Origin of the sequence: Candidatus Enterococcus avicola (assembly GCF_047470845.1) — a bacterium.
In the GTDB taxonomy this organism is placed as follows: Bacteria; Bacillota; Bacilli; order Lactobacillales; family Enterococcaceae; genus Enterococcus_D; species Enterococcus_D casseliflavus.
Map to the genome: position 1 here is coordinate 68,251 of NZ_JBLGTY010000014.1, position 20,830 is coordinate 89,080.

Annotated in this window: 16 protein-coding genes and 1 riboswitch; of the genes, 15 read left to right on the forward strand and 1 reads right to left on the reverse strand. The window is 42.0% G+C overall.

Annotated elements, in window-relative coordinates; translation table 11 throughout:
* Positions 1-93 precede the first annotated feature (93 nt).
* From pflA to efp, 15 genes are all read left to right on the forward strand, one after another.
* On the forward strand, positions 94-849 hold the full coding sequence (gene pflA, locus ACI3E5_RS12125) for a pyruvate formate-lyase-activating protein (protein WP_010749400.1): 756 nt from the start codon (positions 94-96) through the stop codon (positions 847-849).
* A 94-nt stretch (positions 850-943) separates the two neighbouring features.
* Positions 944-1,873, forward strand: a complete 930-nt coding sequence (locus ACI3E5_RS12130) for a manganese-dependent inorganic pyrophosphatase (RefSeq protein WP_498821774.1) — start codon at positions 944-946, stop codon at positions 1,871-1,873.
* Between the two features lie 88 nt (positions 1,874-1,961).
* Positions 1,962-2,771 (forward strand): DUF1803 domain-containing protein, encoded by an 810-nt coding sequence (locus tag ACI3E5_RS12135; RefSeq protein ID WP_498821776.1) that lies wholly within the window; start codon positions 1,962-1,964, stop codon positions 2,769-2,771.
* A gap of 197 nt (positions 2,772-2,968) precedes the next feature.
* On the forward strand, positions 2,969-3,415 hold the full coding sequence (locus ACI3E5_RS12140; RefSeq protein ID WP_005229648.1) for a hypothetical protein: 447 nt from the start codon (positions 2,969-2,971) through the stop codon (positions 3,413-3,415).
* Positions 3,416-3,513: 98 nt separating this feature from the next.
* Entirely contained in the window at positions 3,514-3,921 is a 408-nt protein-coding gene (locus tag ACI3E5_RS12145) for a hypothetical protein (RefSeq protein ID WP_005229650.1), read from the forward strand.
* Positions 3,922-4,099: 178 nt separating this feature from the next.
* On the forward strand, positions 4,100-6,046 hold the full coding sequence (glgB, locus tag ACI3E5_RS12150; RefSeq protein ID WP_325845079.1) for a 1,4-alpha-glucan branching protein GlgB: 1,947 nt from the start codon (positions 4,100-4,102) through the stop codon (positions 6,044-6,046).
* Positions 6,047-6,077: 31 nt separating this feature from the next.
* Positions 6,078-7,220, forward strand: a complete 1,143-nt coding sequence (locus tag ACI3E5_RS12155) for a glucose-1-phosphate adenylyltransferase (protein ID WP_016610807.1) — start codon at positions 6,078-6,080, stop codon at positions 7,218-7,220.
* The gene (glgD, locus tag ACI3E5_RS12160; RefSeq protein ID WP_016610808.1) at positions 7,210-8,361 is read left to right on the forward strand and encodes a glucose-1-phosphate adenylyltransferase subunit GlgD; all 1,152 of its coding nucleotides are present in this window, start codon (positions 7,210-7,212) and stop codon (positions 8,359-8,361) included. Before ACI3E5_RS12155 ends, glgD begins: the two co-directional genes overlap by 11 nt.
* A complete protein-coding gene (gene glgA, locus ACI3E5_RS12165; RefSeq protein WP_325844953.1) occupies positions 8,358-9,791 on the forward strand; it encodes a glycogen synthase GlgA in 1,434 nt (477 codons plus the stop codon). Before glgD ends, glgA begins: the two co-directional genes overlap by 4 nt.
* A 117-nt stretch (positions 9,792-9,908) precedes the next feature.
* Positions 9,909-12,362, forward strand: a complete 2,454-nt coding sequence (locus ACI3E5_RS12170; protein ID WP_325844955.1) for a glycogen/starch/alpha-glucan phosphorylase — start codon at positions 9,909-9,911, stop codon at positions 12,360-12,362.
* Between the two features lie 81 nt (positions 12,363-12,443).
* Positions 12,444-13,205: a hypothetical protein gene (locus tag ACI3E5_RS12175; RefSeq protein ID WP_142968261.1), complete on the forward strand. Its 762-nt coding sequence runs from the start codon at positions 12,444-12,446 to the stop codon at positions 13,203-13,205.
* Positions 13,206-13,630: 425 nt separating this feature from the next.
* Positions 13,631-16,636, forward strand: coding sequence for a WxL domain-containing protein (locus ACI3E5_RS12180; protein WP_325844956.1), 3,006 nt, complete (start codon positions 13,631-13,633; stop codon positions 16,634-16,636).
* Between the two features lie 362 nt (positions 16,637-16,998).
* On the forward strand, positions 16,999-17,568 hold the full coding sequence (locus ACI3E5_RS12185) for a DUF2179 domain-containing protein (protein WP_005229664.1): 570 nt from the start codon (positions 16,999-17,001) through the stop codon (positions 17,566-17,568).
* Positions 17,569-17,671: 103 nt separating this feature from the next.
* Positions 17,672-18,610, forward strand: coding sequence for a cation diffusion facilitator family transporter (locus ACI3E5_RS12190; RefSeq protein WP_005229666.1), 939 nt, complete (start codon positions 17,672-17,674; stop codon positions 18,608-18,610).
* A 74-nt stretch (positions 18,611-18,684) separates the two neighbouring features.
* Positions 18,685-19,245: an elongation factor P gene (gene efp, locus ACI3E5_RS12195; RefSeq protein WP_005229668.1), complete on the forward strand. Its 561-nt coding sequence runs from the start codon at positions 18,685-18,687 to the stop codon at positions 19,243-19,245.
* Positions 19,246-19,304: 59 nt separating this feature from the next.
* Here the strand turns inward: efp and ACI3E5_RS12200 are convergent, their stop codons facing one another.
* A complete protein-coding gene (locus ACI3E5_RS12200) occupies positions 19,305-20,516 on the reverse strand; it encodes a chloride channel protein (RefSeq protein WP_325844958.1) in 1,212 nt (403 codons plus the stop codon).
* Between the two features lie 92 nt (positions 20,517-20,608).
* Positions 20,609-20,681, reverse strand: a riboswitch (Fluoride riboswitch).
* Positions 20,682-20,830: the final 149 nt, after the last annotated feature.

Sequence of the window (20,830 nt, forward strand, 5' to 3'; positions counted from 1 at the left end):
TTCAGGCGGCGGACGGGAAAATCCGCCGCCTCTTGTTTTGAAAGTATCAGACGGAGCGTGGTCATCCGTCGTTTCGAAGAAAGGAAGAGCATTATGGCAGTAACAGGACAAGTACATTCAACAGAAAGTTTTGGATCAGTAGATGGACCAGGTATCCGTTTTATTGTATTCATGCAAGGATGCCGCATGCGTTGCCAGTTTTGTCATAATCCAGATACATGGAAGATTGGCACCGGTGTCGAACGAACGACTGATGATGTCTTAGAAGAGGCATTGAAATATCGCGAATTCTGGGGACAAAAAGGTGGGATCACCGTCAGTGGTGGGGAACCATTGCTTCAGATGGACTTTCTGATCGATCTGTTTCGTAAAGCCAAAGCAGAAGGTGTCAGCACGACATTAGATACTTGTGGAAAACCATTTACACGGGAAGAACCATTTTTTAGCAAGTTTCAAGAGCTGATGACCGTTACTGACTTGTTATTGTTTGATATCAAGCACATCGATAACAAAGCCCATAAAGAGTTGACTACCCAATCGAACGATAATATTTTGGATATGGCGAATTATCTTTCAGAGATCAATCAGCCTGTCTGGATTCGTCACGTGCTGGTTCCTTTTAGAAGCGACTATGATGAATTTTTGATCCGTTTGGATGAGTTTATCAAAACACTGAAGAATGTCGATAAAGTAGAGATCTTGCCTTATCACACGATGGGGAAATACAAGTGGGATGAGCTTGGTTTGAAATATCCCCTTGAAGGGATCGAACCACCAACAGAAGATCGGGTGAAAAATGCCAAGCGTTTGCTTCATGTAGACGACTATAAAGGTTACTTAACCCGTTGATCAAAACAGGAAAGAAGAGATTGCTATTGCTTCTTTCCTGTTTTTTTACTATGATTAGAAAGTGAATATCAATTGAAATAGGAGCGATGAAGAAATGTCGAAAATATTAGTATTCGGTCATCAAAATCCTGATACCGACGCCATTGGTGCAGCAATTGCCTTTGCAAATTTACAAAATCAACTTGGAAAAGATTGTGAAGCAGTAGCGCTTGGTACACCGAATGAAGAGACACAATTTGCGTTAGATACCTTTGGCCTAACTGCCCCTCGGGTGACCGATTCAGTGGCAAAGGAAACCCAAGAAGTAATGTTAGTGGATCATAATGAATTTCAACAAAGTGTAGCGGATATTGCGGATGTCACTGTGTTGGCAGTTGTTGATCATCATCGTATCGCTAACTTTGAAACGGCAAATCCACTGTATTATCGTGCAGAGCCGGTCGGTTGTACAAGTACGATCGTGTTGAAATTATACAAAGAAAATCAAGTGGAAATTCCAAAAGCGATCGCAGGAATCATGCTCTCAGCGATCATCTCTGATACATTGTTGTTTAAATCACCAACATGTACCGATGAAGACGTAACAGCAGCCAAAGAACTAGCCGTTATAGCAGATGTAGAACTGGAAGTCTATGGATTAGATATGTTAAAAGCTGGTACGAATCTTGGAACGAAATCAGCAGCAGAATTGCTGGACCTAGATGCCAAAAGCTTCCCAATGGGTGCTAAAAACATCCGTATCGGACAAGTCAACACGGTTGATCTAAAAGAAGTCTTTGACCGTCAAGCAGAGTTGGAAGCGGCTATGAAGGATTCAATGGCAGCAAATGGCTATGATCTGTTCTTGCTGGTTGCCACTGATATCTTAGATAGTAATTCTGAGCTGCTAGTCGTTGGTGAACCAACTGCCCCAGTAGAAGCAGCCTTTAAAACGACATTAACCAACAATCGTGCGTTTTTACCTGGTGTCGTTTCTCGTAAAAAACAAATCGTACCTCAATTAACAGAGGTTTTTGAAGGATAATTAAGCTAACTGTCTGAATGCTGGTGAGATCTGTTTTTGTAGATCAAGCCAGCATTTTTCATGATTGTTTGGATAAGGAGTACACGCAGTGAAATTTTTTTATAGTCCCCACTTTCGCTCATTGCAACCGATACTGGAATCTTCGAAATTCCATGAATTGGTAGAGGAGCTATTAAATAGCCAAGAGCCGCCGACACTACGAGCATTAAAAGCGAAGTTTACAGATGGTTCTTTTGATAAAATTCTTGACCGCTTGATCGCAGAAAAGTTGATCATCCGTCAAGAACGACGCTATTATTTAGGCTTCCCCATCTATACTGAACATGATCAACAGCAGATACAAGTAAGTGATGATTTCTATCAAGCAGCGCGCAATTGGTCAACACAAGAAATCGCTGGTTTTATCAAAAGCTTTGCTGCGTCAAGTGTTGAAAATAAATACTTTTACGGTTGTCAGCAAGGAGTTGAACAAGGAGCCGTCTATGCATTGAGTCATGAACAATTTCAGTTGATCTCTTACTCAGAAACACAGTGGCCACCAACACTGCCTGCTTTTTTTGAAGCGAATGAACAGTTGCGCACCCTTGCGATCTTTGATGAATTAATGGATTTGATCGGTGATGTCGATCCAGTCTATTACTTAGACCAAGTGAGTGTGATCCTTGAACGCATTCGTAAAAACAAAAAAGTCCGTCCGAGTATTTTTCTGGAGTCACTTCAACGGGTCGAGATCATAAGTCCTGAGCTACATTTGTTGCTGGAAGAAATAAATTGTGATAATCTAAAAAACGAGCGTTATCCGTCTTCTGAAAAGGATCTGTTCGTCCAACGCCTTGTGATCGCTCAATTGGCAAACAAATCAGGTTCATACAATACACTTTATTTCAATAATAATTAAAATTTCTAATAATTATGTTATTTGTTTTAAATTTTCTGACTATTAAAAAGTTGCTAGATTCGATTCTAGCAGCTTTTTTTCTTGTTTCTTCAAATGATAATTTGATGAATAAAAATTAAAAAACAACAATCGTTTTGTTTGGAGTTTTGATTTCTTGATGATATGATGATTCTAGAACTTTGAAAGGGGATATAAAAATGGAAGGATATAAAACGGTTGATTTTGAACAGTTGGAACAAAACAAAACGAAAGCAGAAATGATCACGTTCGTATCAATGTCAGAAATAGAAGCTGCTCGGCAAGCAATTACAAAAGCGGGGATCGATGAAACGCGTTTTTCTGATGGCGATCTCATTCTTGCGTTAAAACAACAGGAACGGTTTGGGGCAAATACGATCGTTTCCGTGATCATTGATTGGCTCATCAATCAAAACTATCTGGTGAATCCAGCTCATGCCATGCGTTACTTAGCAAAGAAAATGGCAAATGGGCCAGTGACGAGTTACAAATTATTAAGTGAGGGTGAGTTTGATTGTGACGGGAACTATTACTTGATTGCTCGAACAAACACATCCTCATCGGCAAATAAAGTCTATAAAGTTTACACGGATGGACAAGTAAAAGAGCTTTGGCAGGCAAAATAAGTACAGATGATTTCGGCTCTAGTGAATAAGGAAAACGGCTGTGTAAGCAGTAGTTAGCGGAAAAAGGATTTTTTTAGATTGAAGGTTGTGAAAGACGCGTGAAACTAAACATTCGAATCGGCTTAGCTGGCAGTCATCTTCTGATTGGTGCATTCAGCTTGCTCGGCGCTCTGCTGACGCTTTATAAAGTACCGACAAGTTTTGGTGCGATCCAAGCCTTGTTAGGTGAAATTTATTATACCGATACGGTATTTGACCGATTTACTCAGCTCTTCTTGTTGGGGATCATCAGTCTTTATACCGTGGTGACCAGTTTTTATGGGTTTCGATTTTGGTGTTTTTGCTCCGCCTCTTCTGCATTTGGGACACTGTTGGCATATTTTGAATTAACTGAAACACTTCCAGTGATGGTAGTTTTCATTCTTGTTTTAGCAAGTTTGTTTCAGTTATGGGTAGTCACATACTTCATTTTCCAAAAGCTAAAAAGTAGAGCTGAAACAGGTTGAACAGATACGTTCAAGCTGTTTTTTTCTGTCAAAGATTATTTGCTGGCAACTAAGGTTATTGCGTTACTAGCGCAGTGTTTTATGCTATGCTAGATATAGAGATGTAGTTGATTTTGAAACGATTTCTAAAAGATGAAAGAGCGTAACAAGTTCGTTGGCATTTCAGTCAACGATCAAAATGAATTTGAGGAGGACTGATGAGAGAGTGGTTACCAAACAACAGGTACTGACTGCGGAAAAAGACTTTCTGAGTGGTGAAAATTTTTATGTACAGCATTTCTTAGGCGCCCATCAAGTAGATGATGGCTACGTGTTTCGCGTTTGGGCACCAAATGCTCAGCAAGTTTGGCTTGTTGGCGACTTCAACCAATGGACGGATACCTTGCCGATGAACAAAAGGACGGAATCCGGTGTTTGGGAAATTGAGACCAACCAAGTAAAAGAAGGACAGCTTTACAAATACAAAGTAAAACAATCAAATGGACGAGAAGTATTGAAGATCGATCCTTTTGCTGTCCATTTTGAAGCTCGACCAGGAACTGCTGCCGTGTTGCATTCGATCCCACAAAAAAAATGGCGGGATGGGTTATGGCAAGGACGGAAAAAAAGACAAAAAACATTTAATCGACCTCTTAATATTTATGAAGTTCATGCCAGCTCCTGGAAGCACCACGAAGATGGCACCCCTTATCGCTTCTCCGAATTAAAAGATGAACTTATTCCTTACGTGAAAAAAATGGGCTACACCCATATCGAATTTATGCCTTTGATGGAACATCCCTTAGGAACCTCCTGGGGCTATCAATTGACTGGTTACTTTGCACTTAGCTCCTATTATGGGACACCAGAAGAATTTCAAGACTTTGTAGAGGCTTGTCATTTGGAAAATATAGGTGTCTTCGTTGATTGGGTGCCAGGACATTTTTGTGTCAATGATGACAGTCTTGCCTATTATGATGGCACGCCGACCTTTGAATACATGGATGAAAACCGTGCGAAAAATATTCGCTGGGGTGCGATCAACTTTGATCTAGGCAAACCGCAAGTCCAAAGCTTTCTGATCTCAAGTGCATTGTTCTGGATCGAATTTTACCACATTGATGGTATTCGGGTAGATGCCGTTTCCAACATGATCTATCGCGATTATGATGAAGGTCCATGGGAACCGAATCACGAAGGGGGCAATCGGAATTTTGAAGGGTACTATTTCTTACAAAAGCTCAATTCAGTCATCAAGTTAGCCCATCCTGCAGTTGTTATGATTGCAGAGGAAAGTACTTCCGAGACCAAAATAACAGGAATGGTCGAAGGAGGCGCGCTCGGGTTTGACTACAAATGGAATATGGGCTGGATGAATGATGTCCTGCGTTTTTACGAAATGGACCCGATTTTCCGTAAAGATCATCTAAGCCTTTTATCTTTTTCTTTCATGTATCGGATGCAAGAAAATTATATTTTGCCACTCTCCCATGACGAAGTGGTTCATGGCAAAAAAAGTTTGATGCACAAAATGTGGGGAGACCGCTACAAACAGTTTTCACAACTACGAAATCTCTATACGTACATGATGATGCATCCAGGGAAAAAACTGTTATTCATGGGTAGTGAATGGGGACAGTTTTTAGAATGGAAATATGATCATGGTCTTGAATGGGTCGATTTAAACGACGCATTCAATGCAAAAATGCAGTTCTTCACCCAGACCTTGAATGAATTATACAAAGAAGAACGAGCCCTTTGGGAATTGGATGATCAAGAAGATTCATTGATGGTGATCGATGCAGACAACTTAGATGAAACGACATTGACTTTCTTACGACAAGGAAAAACGAAAAAAGATTTCTTGATCGTGGTTGTTAATCTGACACCAGTGGAGCGTCACGATTTTGCGATCGGCGTGCCATACGAAGGAACGTATCGCGAGATTTTAAACACGGAACGGGATGTATTTGGTGGAACTTGGGTGGCGAATAACCCAGACTGCCAGACCAGTAATACCCCTTTTAAGCAATACGACTATCAAATCAAAACAATTTTGCCTGCACTTGGGGCTTTAATCATCAAACCAGAAAAAATCAAAATGACTCGAAAAAAAGCAGTAAAGAAAGCACAAAAAAAAGAGTAGAGGGGGAACGGTGAGTAGATCACCAAACAAAATGAAAACAGAGATGTTAGCAATGATCCTCGCAGGGGGACAAGGGACTCGATTAGGGAAATTAACAAAGAATATTGCTAAACCAGCGGTTCCATTTGGTGGCAGATATCGGATCATCGATTTCACGTTGAGTAATTGTGTCAATTCAGGAATCAAAAATGTGGGTGTTGTCACTCAGTACCAGCCATTAGCACTAAACAACCATATCGGAAATGGTGCGAGCTGGGGATTGGATGGAATCAGTACCGGTGTGACGATCTTACAGCCATATTCAAATTCAGAAGGCGAAAAATGGTTTGAAGGAACCGCCCATGCGATCTATCAAAACATCGCTTATATCGATGAGATGGACCCGCAATATGTCTTGATTTTATCAGGGGACCATATCTACAAAATGGATTATGAAGAAATGCTGGAAAAACACAAAGAAAATGATGCTTCATTGACGGTTGCAGTTCTCGAAGTACCGATGAAAGATGCCTCGCGTTTTGGAATCATGAACACCGATAAAAATGACCGTATCATCGAATTTGATGAAAAACCAGCCGAACCAAAAAGCAATCTCGCTTCAATGGGGATCTATATTTTCGATTGGAGTCGTTTGCGCAGTATGCTGTTGAGTAACTATACAAAAGACGGCGAAATGGTCGATTTTGGGAAACATGTCATTCCTTCTTATCTCGAAAGCGGCGACAACGTTTTTGCCTATCGCTTCTCTGGCTATTGGAAAGACGTAGGAACGATCGATTCATTGTGGGAAGCCAATATGGAATTTATTGATCCAGCAATGGAGTTGAATATTCGGGATAAAAGTTGGCAAGTATTTTCTAAAAACCCAATCGCACCACCACATTTTGTGACTGAGACCGGGGCTGCGAGAAACTCTCTCGTGATGGATGGCTGTTATGTTGCAGGGGAAATCGAGCACAGTATTTTATCAGAAAATGTGCAGGTGAAAGAAGGATCGACGATCAAGGACAGCGTGATCATGCCTGGAGCGGTGATCGGTAGAAATGTTAAATTAAACCGAGTGATCGTTGGGGAAAATGCAGTGATTGGTGACGATGCAGAGATCGATGGAACAGACGAAATTGCCGTAGTCGGCTATTCTGAAATTTTAGGGGTGACGATTGATGAGAACTAATAAAATGTGTGCGATTTTAGGGAATCTGCAACGATACCAAGACTTGATGCCATTAACAGAAAACCGTCCGCTGTCGACTTTATTGTTTGACTGCAAATATCGCTTGTTAGATTTTAATCTTTCAAGTATCGAAAATGCCAATATCAAACAAGTCTATATGATTTTCAATGAAGGAGAAACACAGTCGGTCTTCGATCATATCGGTGGCGGAAAAGAGTGGAACTTGGACGGCGTACAAAACCGTTTCTTTATTCACCTGTTCCAAGACTCATTGAAAAAGCAAGCAGAAGGACAAGAGTATTATTATAATGTCATCGACTATTTGGAAAAATCCAAATCGGATCATACCGTATTTATGGGCAGCAAAGTCTTATGCAACATTGATTTGCGTGCCTTGCTGAAAATCCATCAGCTACAAGGCAATGAAATGACCGTCGTATACAAACGCATCAGCAGTGACAATGTTTGCGAAAGTGATCTGTTGTTCAATGTAGACAGTGAAGGTCACTTAGAAGAAGCGATCCAAGCGAAAAAAGGTGAGGTCAGTGACCTTGTCAACTTATGTACGGATATTTTTATCATTCAAACAGATCGTCTGATCGCTGCGCTAAAAGAGGGGCAAAAAGTTGGCGCAACGGCAGACCTCGGTCAATTTTTACGAGAAATGATCGCTGTTGAAAATACAGGTCTATATGAGTACACTGGTTACTTAAGTAACATTTATGACATCTCTTCTTACTATCAAACAAATATGGATATGCTCGATGTGCATAAATTTACATCGTTGCTTTATTCGAATCAAAAGATCTATACCAAACTGAAAAACGAAGTGCCAACGTATTATTCGGAAACATCTGACGTGAAAAATAGCCACTTTGCTTCTGGTTGTATCGTGGAAGGAACGGTCGAACAGTCACTCGTTGCCCGCCGCACGAAGATCCATCCTGAAGCAAAAGTCAAAGGAGCGATCATCTTCGGAAATAATGAGATCAAAGCAGGCGCCGAAGTCTCTTATGCGATCCTAGATAAAAATGTGACCATCGCAGAAGGTGTCAAAGTGCAAGGAACCAAAGAAACGCCAATCGTCATTAAGAAAAATTCTCATGTCACCCAAGACGTTATTGGAGGGGCAAGCGCATGAAGGTTCTGTTTACAGCAGCGGAATGCGCCCCATTTTTTAAAACAGGCGGATTAGGGGATGTTGCAGGGGCATTACCAAAAGAATTGGTCAAAAAAGGCGTCGAGACGATTGTTGTCTTACCTTATTTCACGAAAATGCCTGCTGAATACCAGGAGCAAATGGAAGATTGTTTTTCCTTTGAAGTGGCGGTCGGCTGGCGCAAGCAATATTGTGGGATCAAAAAATTAGTTCTAGGCTCTGTGACCTATTATTTCATAGACAATCTCTACTATTTTGGCCGCGAACGGCTCTATGATTTTTATGATGATGGGGAACGCTTTGCTTTCTTCCAATTAGCCGTGATCGAAATGATGGAACGCATTGAATTTATTCCAGACATCGTTCATGTCAATGATTACCATACGGCGATGATTCCCTTCTTGATCAAAGAAAAATATCATTGGATTCAAGCGTATCAAAACATACGCACCGTTTTGACGATCCATAACATTGGGTTTCAAGGGTGGTATAGTCGCGATATTTTACCCGATCTTTTTGGTATGGGGACTGAGAGATACGATGATGGCACACTACGTTTAAACGATTGCTTGAACTTTATGAAAGCAGGAATCTTGTATGCGGACCGCATCACGACGGTCAGTCCTTCCTATAGTGAAGAAATCAAAACCTCTGAGTTCGGCTGTGGGCTTGAAGTGATTTTACGTATGGAAAGCGGCAAACTCAGCGGCATTTTAAACGGAATTGATTACGAAATGAACGATCCAGAAACCGATCCTCATTTGGACTATCCTTTCAGTGTCGAAGATTTATCAGGAAAAGCTAAAAACAAGCGAGCGCTACAAGAACAATTTGGTTTGCCTACCCGTAAAGATGTCCCATTGATTTCTGTTGTTAGCCGTTTGACCACTCAAAAAGGGTTCCATTTGGTCCTTGAAGAAATGGAAAATCTCTTGCAATTTGATGTTCAGTTCATCTTACTAGGGACTGGCGAACATGATTTTGAAGAAGGCTTTCGCTATTTTGCTCAGAGATATCCTGACAAATGTGCTGCCGCGATTTCTTTTGATATTGCATTGGCGCAAAAGTTATACGCAGCAGCGGATCTTTTCTTGATGCCTTCCGCCTTCGAACCATGCGGACTGTCACAGATGATCGCGATGCGTTATGGTACATTACCGGTCGTTCACGAAATCGGCGGCTTGAAAGATACGGTAGATTCTTATAATCCGATCACGAAACAAGGTACCGGCTTTGGCTTTCAAGAGTTTTCACCATTTTACTTGATGAATGCCTTGAAGCAAGGGATCGAATTGTATCAATCTGATCAGGCAACGTGGAACGTATTGGTCAAGCAAGCAATGGCAAAAGATTTCAGCTGGAATCAAAGTTCCGATCTTTATATCCAGTTGTATAATACTATCAAAGTTTGATTGTTTTAAGACAGAAGAATCCTTGTCTGCAACAGAACTGCTAGTTGTAAGACTAGCAATTTTGGCGGCAAGGATTCTTCTTTTTTATAAATTGAATGCAAAAAGGAGTGTGACCCTATGACAAAAGAACGATTGCGTGAACTGCTAGAAATCAGTGTTCATGAACTCTTTGCGATTGAAGTGGATGAAGCTTCACCGCAGGAATTGTTTCAAGCACTAGCCAATGTGGTGAAGCAAATGTATTCAGAAGACTGGCGTCAAACCAGAAAAAATCTCTTGCTGGAAGATCAAAAACAAGCGTACTATTTTTCAATCGAATTTTTGCCTGGCAAAATGCTAAAAAGCAATTTGTTGAATATGCAGCTGTTGGAGCAAGCGGAAGCCGTTTTTGAAGAGTTAGGCGTTTCCCTTGATGACGTTGCGGATACAGAAAAAGACATGGCTTTAGGAAACGGGGGCCTCGGTCGTTTGGCCTCTTGTTTTATGGACTCGCTGGCTTCATTAAGCTTGCCGGGAAATGGGAATGGGATTCGCTATCGCTATGGATTATTTAAACAAAAATTTATTGACGGCCATCAAGTAGAATTACCAGATGATTGGTTACGCTCTGGGAATGTCTGGGAAGTCCGCAAAGAAAGCAAAGCGGTGCCTATTCGATTTGGTGGGCAGGTCTATCTCGTTACGGGAGAGGACGGAAAACTAGCGCCAGTCTATGAAGGCGGCTTTACCTGGCGGGCAGTTCCGTATGACACCGCGATGGTTGGCTATCAGAATCAACACATCAACACACTGCGCTTGTGGAGTGTCGAAGTGCCTGCTGAAGATGAGGCGCATTATGCGACATTGGAATCACGGCAAGCCTTAGAAAATTTGACTGCTGTTTTATATCCAGATGACTCAAACGAGATCGGCAAACGCACACGATTGATGCAAGAATACTTTTTTGTTTCTGCAGGCATTCAAAGTATCATTCGCTATTATAAAAAATCGAATCTGCCTTTAGCGATGCTCAGTGAACGAGTAGCAATCCATATCAACGACACGCACCCAGCGCTTTGTGTCCCAGAACTGATGCGTATTTTAGTTGATGAAGAAGGCCTTGCTTGGGAACAAGCGTGGTCGATCACTGTGAAAGTCATGAGTTATACGAACCATACGATCATGGCGGAAGCCTTAGAAAAATGGCCAGTTCGCATGATTGAAGAAGTGTTGCCGAGAATGGATCAGATCATCAAAGAAATTGATCGGCGCTTTGTCGAAGGAATGCAAGGGGTCCATCCGCAAGCCTTACTGGATCGGACGCGAATCATTATTGATGATCAAGTCCATATGGCACATCTAGCCATCATCGGCAGCCATAGTGTCAATGGGGTAGCCAAGCTCCATTCTGATTTACTAAAATCAGTGGTACTCCATGACTTCTATCTCATTTATCCTGCCCGTTTCAACAATAAAACCAACGGCATCGCACAACGGCGTTGGCTTCAGCTAGCCAATCAACCATTAGCCAAAGTGCTGGATCAGTTGATCGGTACGAGTTGGCGCAATGACCCCTTGGATCTGCAGCTGCTCAAAAATTATTATGATGACGAAACCGTTCTGCAACAAATTGCCGACGCAAAAATGAGTAACAAGCGTGCACTGGCACAGTACATTCAAAAAGCAACGGGCATCACAGTAGATCCAACGGCAATTTTTGATGTGCAGATCAAACGCCTGCATGCGTACAAACGACAACTGCTGAATCTAATGCATATTTTGAAGCTCTACTTTGAGGTCAAAGACGATCCGACTGCAGCGTTTCATCCAAGAGTCTTTATTTTTGGTGCCAAAGCAGCACCAAGCTATCACTACGCAAAATCGATCATTAAAGTCATCAATGAAGTGGGGAATCTGATCAATCATGATGAAACCATCAATGATAAAATCAAGGTTGTATTTTTAGAAAATTACAACGTTTCATTAGCAGAAAAAATCATTCCAGCAGCGGATGTCAGTGAACAAATCTCATTGGCCTCTAAAGAAGCGTCAGGAACAAGCAATATGAAGTTGATGCTAAATGGGGCAGTAACGATCGCGACTTTAGATGGTGCCAATATTGAGATTCGAGATGCGATCGGTGATGAAAACATTGCGATCTTTGGGTTGACGGAAGAAGAAGTGTATCAGTATTACGCCCAGCATAATTATTCTGCTTACACCTACTATGAGTCAGATCCAGTCTTGCAACGGGTGGTCAATGCCTTTATTGATGGGACGATCCCGAATATTCAAGTTGAAGGTCGGGAAATCTTTGATTCCCTTTTGAAATACAATGATGAATACTTTTTATTAAAGGATTTTCATGCCTATTGTGACGCGCAGCATCGGGTAGATAGTGCCTATCAGGATACGCAACGTTGGCGTAAAGTTAGCCTAATGAATATTGCCAATGCAGGCAAATTTTCGGCAGATGAAACGGTGCGAAATTATGCTGCAGATATTTGGCAGATCGATCCATTATTTGCCCATGTCAAAGAACCAAATGCAGCAAGCTTGACTGAGACGGTGCCTCCAGCCGAATTTAGCTGAAGTGTCTTCATCTGAAATGGTGTAGTCTTTCGTGAAATTCTCCTTAATTTATGGTATGATGAAAAAAATGCATGTAAGAGGATGAGTACAGTGGCAAATTATTTAGATGTGAAACGAAAACACTTCCGTTTTCCTGCTTATGATGATACAGATGGTGTGAAGCTGCAATCCGAGCATCGCCCCGCATTCAGTAAAGCAGATGATTGGATTTTAACCGAAATCAAAGATCCCGTTAGTCATTCTCACAAGGATGAAAATCAATCTTTGCAGCGCAAAGTGCAGTCCAGCCAACGGGATCGGGGGCACAATGTTCGTCAAAAAGAAGAGCTTGCCAATCACCGTGCCAACTTGCCTCAGTACGGAAAACGTCCAGTGAAAGAGCAGATGCCAACAGGAAAAACCAACTTTTTTGGCAAAGAGGCGAACCATTCTTCTTATCAAGTGACCAGTAAGAAGGAAAAAGCTGAGGTTCCTGTTTCTTCGAAAAAAGAATATTCGGGGCGCTCTTATTTCGTGCCTAAATATATTCCTGCATCGATTATTCCAGATGAGCAAAAACCTGAAATTACGCCGAACGATTTGATGGATGCAATGGCAAAAAAACAAGAAAGTTATTTGTTGTTTGATACTGAACCAGCAGCTTATCAAGTCAAAGAAGAAAATGATCCGACCGTCAAAAAATTCAATCGCCACCCCTCTGTTGGGATGACACGCAGTGAGTTTCGAGCCAGCAATAAAAAAAATGGTGAAAAAAAACGTTCCGTTTTAGATCGATCATTAAAAGGAATGATTGAAGACGATCAACAAGAAGAATCTTCAAATGGCTATTTTCGTTCTAAATAGCAGTGACAGTTACTCTTAATAGAAGTGGTCCTTTGAGCATAACGATGAATGATTTCAGCTAGATGGCTAACATCTAGCTGTTTTTTTTTGTGTGCCGAAACTATCGATTTCACAAAGTGATTAGTTGAAATACATTTTTCACCGGCTGAGGAATATTCTGATTTTACTAAGCAATAGCGTGGGCTATAGAATAAAGTGAAACGATCAAAACCATCGTTATTTATAATGTTTGTTATTTTAATTGGCGATTACTTTTGTCATTTAAAATCGATGGCAAGTCAAACGGTGGCAGGACAGTGGTTTTCTGATCAGCTGCAATTGAAAAAGGGAAGCAAGCGTCCTGATGGCTAAAGCTGCTCTTTGGGAAGGACTGATCCTTGATCGATTTCAAGGGAAAGATACGCTGAAAGGTGGGGCATCAACAAATGAACAAGAAAAAGAGAAAGGTATATTTCACCATCATTATTGGCTTACTTGGAGGACTCTACTTTTTCTCAACCATGAGAGTGGTTTCTTCAAACGTTTTCTTTGCTGCGCAGCTGGAGGAAGAAACGGTTACGAGTGAATCATTCGATCCGATACGAGAGCAAGAGGCTGAGGAAAGAGTTGCCATTTATTTTGATGAATCAACGAAAGTCGGCACTGTAGGAGACCTGTTACTGGTTGCGTTTCATACGGACCGTCCCATTAGTGAAATAGCGATCCGATTGCCGAAAGCTGCGGTTATTGCTGAAGAGGAGTTGCCAAAGGGAATCAAGATGACGCCACTCACTGAAGAGAACGGTTGGAAACTAACGACCGATACCCCTAGAAGTGATTTTTTGGTTCCATTGATAGTTGATACAGCAGGATCGTTTCCATTTGAAGCAGCAGATTCAATGATAATGCTTGAAATAAAGGAAGCACGGGAAAACCTTACGGACACACAAGTGGATGAGCGAACTGATTCGAGTGACTCCACTGATCAATTGGATCATTTGGATCAAGAGGATCAAGAAGATCAACTAGCAGAAGAGAAGGAAATAGAAAGCCAGCTTCCTGAGGCATCAACATCTGATCCTGGCAATCTTTATCTTTTAGGCGACGACGTAAAAAAAAGAGGAGTTGCTAACTGGGTCGAATTTATGGCTGCAATGGTCGATCCGACGGTCAACTATATTTATTTGACAGCCAGTTTTCAAACGAACGATAATCCTCGTTTAGGCATTACGGGAATTGACGGCTGGAGCAGCAGCGTCAATCCTAACGGCGGATTAGCCTATGTTTATATCAATGCCTCGAGAGTTTCAAGAACGTTAATCATCGATGGCCTCGACAAATATCAGATGGATCTTAGAGCCGTAGCGATCTGTTTCCGCGATTCGAGTGTCAATCCTGATTCTCCATGGGACATTACCTTGCAAAATTTGGAACTCTATCATGGAAACTTTTGGGGGGCAATTGAATACCATGATTTGAACATGACAAATCAGCAGCGTTCAATCATTCGATACCACAATCTCAACCATACGGGCAATCAGTTGTTTTACGGGTTGCACTCTCGAGCCAGCTTTTCTGGACATTCGGTTTCACACCAAACGCCTAGATATACATCAGACTTCAATGCTTCTTGGACGATTCACACAAATACTCAGGCGAATTTTGAAATCAACCAAATAGAGCTTCGTGAGGGAGCAAACGTCGAAATGTCGACGATCAGCTCAGGAAATCTTGATTTTTATAATACAAATGCGCGTCTCGTATTAGGGGATAATGCCCGACTATCATTAAATGCCAACGGTTCAGCTGGTGAAGCAGGCGGTGCAAATATTCGCTTTGTCGCTGGCAATGGACGCATTGAGTTAGGAAAAGGCGCGGAATTGGCATTAAATACACAAAACAACAGCCCAGCAGTCATCACATCAGGCACGCCCCATGATATTCGCTTAATGGAAAAAAGTCGCTTGTCGGTTACTGCTGCAAACCGAACATTGTACAGTCATATTTTCTGGTTAAGTGCCAATACGCATGTCACCTTAGAAGACAGCAGCACCTTAGAGGTTGAAGCAACAAATCAAAATACAACCGCAAATATTTTCCACTTCTCTGGCACGACTGGCAATCTCAACGTAGGCAAAGATGCTACCTTAGATATTCGTTCGGACAGCCCACAAGCTGTCCAACGGCTACTTTTCTTTACCGGTGCCAACAATCCCGCAAGATTGACGATCGACGATGCCAAGCGTGTCAATTTGCAAAGAACCCGCCCCATAACGACCACCACAAATGGTCTAATTGAAGGGGGAGGAATCACTGCAAAGAATCAGGCGATTCGTCAATGGCGGCATGGAAATACAGGAGAGACAGTTGATTTTCAGTGGCAACCGATTCTGTCCATGACTGCGGCGATTTCAGGAACCAATACAAATGTGACCAATGTATCTTCGCTGAATGAGGAAACAAGTCGAGGGTTTGTCGCGCAGTTTGCTTCTCGTTCGCAACGGCTATTGTTTGAGAACATACCAGACGTCACGGTGACCATCGATCCTTTGACAGAAGATAGAACCTTACCTAATGCCTATACGATTTCGGGAACCGCCAATCCTGGTAGCTACCTTCGATTCCAAAGAGAGGGACTGATGCCAGAACCGACGCTTGAAACGACAGTCGATAGTGCTGGCAATAGCACGTATTTTCACACCAAAGCGGATGGAAACGGGCATTATTTACTTGATCTATCTGATTTAGAACCTTTCCAGTATTTTACTCAAGGTGAGGTGGTCACCGCTCAGGCATTTCTTGATGGCAAATGGGCAGAAGCATCAACCACTGTGGAACCCATTGGTGACGTAGACCCAAAAGATCCCCTTGATCCTGATCAACCGATTCTACCTGAAAATCCACCCTTGATACCAGAAAATCGCGGGTTTATCAGTATAGACTTTGTTTCACAATTCGATTTTGGTACAGTACCGATTCGCTCATCGACAAGCCGCTATCCGGCGCGTCCGCAACGAATTTCTTTAGTGGATGATCATGAATCAACCGAACGACCAAACTACATTCAGGTTTCCGATCGTCGATTTCTTCAAAAGGGCTGGACCTTGAGTGCCCGATTATCAGAGGAAGGGTTCGTTAGCACGGATGCGTTTAAGCACCACTTAAAAGGAGCGAGTGTGCATTTGACAAATATTGAAATGGTTACCTCTAGAGAAAATCCCTCTGAAGCACCAGACTACTTTGATGCAATCGAGCTGGGACCGCAGAACCAAGTGATTGCACGTGCCAATGAAAAGCAAGGGGCGGGAACTTGGATTCAACGCTATGGAAACGAGGATACCATGCAAAAAAGTGTCGAGCTGGAAATCCCTATTGGCGCGAGGCCACAAGCAACAAGTTATCAAGGAACCATCCATTGGGAGCTGAGTTTCGTACCTGGTGCTGACGAATAACCCCTTGGAAAACAAGTAAGCATGTTCTGCAATCGTGAATATGATCGAACACTGTAAAAGTTGATCAGACAAAAAGAAGTCCATTTGCCATTGGACTTCTTTTTTGTCTGAAACAAACGAGTAGTGGTTTACACTACTTTTCCCACTTTGGTGGATATGCTTTTCAATCAATAGAAGTGAGTGAAACCTCAGGTAGTGTATCGATGAGCAAAATCATAACATGGTAGTCCTCAACAAAATCACCTGAGCACTGTGTCTTCTCCAGAATAAATTTTATTTAGCTATTTTAGTAATTAAATCCTGCTCAAATATTTTAATTTTCGCTTGCCTTTTGATATGCTAAGAACAAGGGGGAATCAAAGATGGAAGTTGATCTACAAATGCTGGCGATGATTTTCTTTATCAATCTCGCCTATGTCACATTGAACACACTGCGATTTTTATTGACAATGAAAGGGTATCGCGTGATTGCCCCATTAGTGAGTATGATCGAAATCACGATCTATATTTTAGGCTTATCTATGGTATTGGATCGTTTGGATAACCCGCTGAATCTCTTGTTCTATGCACTAGGCTATGCTGCAGGAGTCAGTATCGGGATCAAAATCGAAGATAAGCTTGCTCTGGGCTATACAATGGTCACAGTGATCCTACCTAGTAATACGGATGAAGAAAAGAGTTTGCCGAAGATTTTGCGACAAGAGGGGTATGGTGTGACACAAAGCTTTGGTGAAGGATTGGAAGGCCCGCGACTGATTTTAGAGATTCTTTCCCAAAGAAAAAGTGAGAAAAAGCTCTATCAAACGATCAAAGCGGTGGAAGAGCGAGCGTTTATCATCAGCTATGAACCCAAGTATATTTCGGGCGGTTTTTGGACCAAAAAAATCAGCCGTAGAGAGGCGAAGTTGAAAAAGCAAGCACCTGTTGATTGAGGAACTAGAGGCAGCTTGATCCATTCGTGAAGAATAGTTGCATAATAAGCAGGGAGTTTATTGATGAGAGGAAGCGTTAGGTGTGGAAAAGAAAGCAAATGGCATGATGGCGGTCATCGCTGCATTGATCTCAAACATTTTGGTGGCGATCAGTAAGTTTGTCGGTTATGCCTTGAGCGGTAGTGCGGCCATGCTGAATGAAAGCATTCATAGCGTCGTGGATTGCAGCAATCAGATCTTTTTATTGATCGGTGATAAACGGGCAACAAAGGGACAAAGTGAGCTGCATCAGTTTGGTGAAGGTCGGGCGAAATATTTTTTCAGCACGATCGTTGCGATGATGCTCTTCTTTGGTGGGGGCGCACTAGGCGTGATGGAAGCAGTGGAAAAGCTGCTGCATCCCGCCCATGAAGTCGGCAATACCTGGTTAGTGATCGCTATCTTGATTTTCGGGATGATCGTTGAAGGAAGTTCGTTGTGGATCGCAATCAAGGAGATCCGCGAGCTAAACGTCGAACGTCAACCAATCTATCGTTTTTTGAAAGAAAGTCGGCATAGTGAGATTTTGATCATTTTCACAGAAGACTTTTGTGCGGTGATCGGTCTGATGATCGCACTGATCGGAACGGTTTTAACAATGATTACCGGGAACGCATTTTTTGATGCCTTCAGCGGCTTATTGATTGGTCTTTTATTGATGGTAGCAGCGATCTTCTTAGCCCGCGAATTTTACAGTCTACTGATTGGGGAAAGTGTTACTAAACGTGATTTAGCGGTGATCAAACAAGCGTTTGAACGTCCCGATGTTGATCGCTTGATCGATGTGAAAACAGTCCATTTAGGGCCAGCAGAAATTTTGATTGCAGCGAAAGTTGATATTGCCGCAAAACAAGAAGAGGTCGGCTATGAGATCATTAATGAGATCGAAGCCGAGATCCGACATCAAATGGCAGATAAAAAAGTCTATATTTATATTGAAACGGATGAGTACGATCCTCACTACATGGAGAAGCGGCGCAAACTTGTGCGACCTTCCCACTGATTTAGCTAGAATAAAGCTGTTTTTTTTGATACAATAGACAAGGATTATCACATAGTGAAGGAGATTTCAAAATTATGATCAATGCAAGTGACTTAAGAGCTGGAATGACGTTTGTTCAAGACGGCAAACTTATCAAAGTATTAGATGCCAGCCACCACAAACCAGGTAAAGGAAATACGGTTATGCGTATGAAATTACGTGACGTTCGGACTGGTTCGACTTACGATACAACCTTCCGTCCAGAAGAAAAATTTGAAAAAGCGCATATCGATACGAAAGCTGTACAATACCTATATACAATGGACGATACCGCATTCTTTATGGATCTGGAAACCTATGAACAATATGAAATTCCAGTTGAAGTGGTTGAAGAAGAAATGAAGTTCATTCTAGAAAACATGGAAGTAAAAATCCAATTCTTCGGCAGCGAAGTAATCGGCGTGCAACTACCTTCAAGCGTAATCTTGAAAGTAGTTGAAACACAGCCATCGATCAAAGGGGCAACTGTGACTGGTTCAGGAAAGCCGGCAACGATGGAAACAGGCTTAGTTGTCAATGTTCCTGACTTTGTTGAAGAAGGCGAAATGCTAGAAATCAATACAGCTGAAGGTACTTATTTAAAACGTGCAAAATAGCAAAAAAACCGCGACTTGTTCGCGGTTTTTTCTTTGCTCTTGTCGTGTTCAGAAGTGGCTCATTGTCCTTTTGCCGATCTTTTTTGTAAAGGATAGATACTATAAGGTTTACTGATAAAGTAGGCGACGGAGCAGACGATCACAAAGAAGGGTAGATTTTGAAAGCCAAAGACTTCTCCACCAATAAAGATCGGTGCAAATAAGGTGCTAGTGGCGCTGCCAAAAACACTGGCATAGCCTAGTGCTGCTACCAGTTCGATAGGCAGTCCGAACAGTGGTGCCAACACGACCCCCAAAGAAGAGCCAATCGCAAACAAAGGGGTGACTTCTCCACCCAAAAAACCAATGCTGATGGTTAATACGGTCAACACCAACTTAAGCAGCCAATCATAAGAATAGATCGGTTGCTTCGTGAAACTCGCGCTGATCAAATTTGTTCCTAAGCCTGAATAACGCCCTTGATACAATAAAACAAAAAGCAAGACTAACGCCAATGCGCCAATCCCAATACGCCACAGTGGATTCGGGAAGCGCCGCTTCATGATGCGTTTCATCGTTTCTAAACAGCCCGCAAAGCTGCCGCCAACCATACCAAAAATCAACCCAATCACAAGTAATTTCAGAAAAACAGGTATCGTCAAATCGACGGATTGAGGCAACATAAGACTAAATTTTTCTAAGCCTAACCATTGAGAAGTCGTACTAGCAGTGAAAGCAGCCAGCAAAGCAGGTAAGAGGGCATGATGACTGAATTTACCGATGACAAGCACTTCCAATGCAAAGAACGTCGCAGCGATGGGGGTTTCAAATAAACCAGCAAATCCCGCAGCCATCCCAATCATGATCAGGGTGCTGGCGTACTTTTCTAGTCGCAGCCAATTTCCTAAACGATTGGCGATGGTGGCACCTAACTGAACCGCAACTCCTTCTCTGCCTGCGCTTCCTCCAAATAAATGCGTCAGCCAGGTTCCCACCATTACAAAAGGAATCAAACGCAGTGGAATATCTTTTTCTTCTTCCTGCCCGACTAAAAACACTAAGTTCATTCCTTGAGGACTCCGATCGCCATACTTTTGGAAAAGGTAAGTAAAGCAAATACCGATAATTGGTAAGAAGAGAATCAATGACAAAAAATGACTTTCACGGAAGGCACTTAAAAACAGCAAAATTTTGCCAAAGAAAGTGTCAACAGCTCCAGCAAGCACCCCAATCACCAGACTGAGCAAACCTAATGCAGTCAGTTCAAAATACGTTGTTTCTTGTTTCTTCATTTCTATCACGATCCTTTAAAAAAGATAGGAATAATGCTCTTGCAACTATGACGAACGAGTGAAAATAAAAAATGACTACTACACACTAAAAAAAAGTGGTAGAAGTCATTAGCAAAATTGCGGTTTCAGTAAGAACTGAGGGAGACATTCATTCCCTATTAGCATCAATATTATCTGATAAAACCCTCGTTTTGTCAATGGATGCTGGTCGTGAAAAGCAATCCAACGAATACTTATCTTTTATACATACTTATGGTAAAATTAATTTCATAAGAATTTACATGTGAATCGAGCGTCGGAAGAGTCGCTGGCAA

Bases quoted from the DNA above. Each gene is read 5' to 3' on its own strand.
- pflA (WP_010749400.1), top strand. From the start codon at position 94: ATGGCAGTAACAGGACAAGTACATTCAACAGAAAGTTTTGGATCAGTA.
- ACI3E5_RS12130 (WP_498821774.1), top strand. From the start codon at position 944: ATGTCGAAAATATTAGTATTCGGTCATCAAAATCCTGATACCGACGCC.
- ACI3E5_RS12140 (WP_005229648.1), top strand. From the start codon at position 2,969: ATGGAAGGATATAAAACGGTTGATTTTGAACAGTTGGAACAAAACAAA.
- glgB (WP_325845079.1), top strand. From the start codon at position 4,100: ATGAATTTGAGGAGGACTGATGAGAGAGTGGTTACCAAACAACAGGTA.
- ACI3E5_RS12155 (WP_016610807.1), top strand. From the start codon at position 6,078: ATGAAAACAGAGATGTTAGCAATGATCCTCGCAGGGGGACAAGGGACT.
- glgD (WP_016610808.1), top strand. From the start codon at position 7,210: ATGAGAACTAATAAAATGTGTGCGATTTTAGGGAATCTGCAACGATAC.
- glgA (WP_325844953.1), top strand. From the start codon at position 8,358: ATGAAGGTTCTGTTTACAGCAGCGGAATGCGCCCCATTTTTTAAAACA.
- ACI3E5_RS12170 (WP_325844955.1), top strand. From the start codon at position 9,909: ATGACAAAAGAACGATTGCGTGAACTGCTAGAAATCAGTGTTCATGAA.
- ACI3E5_RS12175 (WP_142968261.1), top strand. From the start codon at position 12,444: ATGAGTACAGTGGCAAATTATTTAGATGTGAAACGAAAACACTTCCGT.
- ACI3E5_RS12180 (WP_325844956.1), top strand. From the start codon at position 13,631: ATGAACAAGAAAAAGAGAAAGGTATATTTCACCATCATTATTGGCTTA.
- ACI3E5_RS12185 (WP_005229664.1), top strand. From the start codon at position 16,999: ATGGAAGTTGATCTACAAATGCTGGCGATGATTTTCTTTATCAATCTC.
- ACI3E5_RS12190 (WP_005229666.1), top strand. From the start codon at position 17,672: ATGATGGCGGTCATCGCTGCATTGATCTCAAACATTTTGGTGGCGATC.
- efp (WP_005229668.1), top strand. From the start codon at position 18,685: ATGATCAATGCAAGTGACTTAAGAGCTGGAATGACGTTTGTTCAAGAC.
- ACI3E5_RS12200 (WP_325844958.1), bottom strand. From the start codon at position 20,516: ATGAAGAAACAAGAAACAACGTATTTTGAACTGACTGCATTAGGTTTG.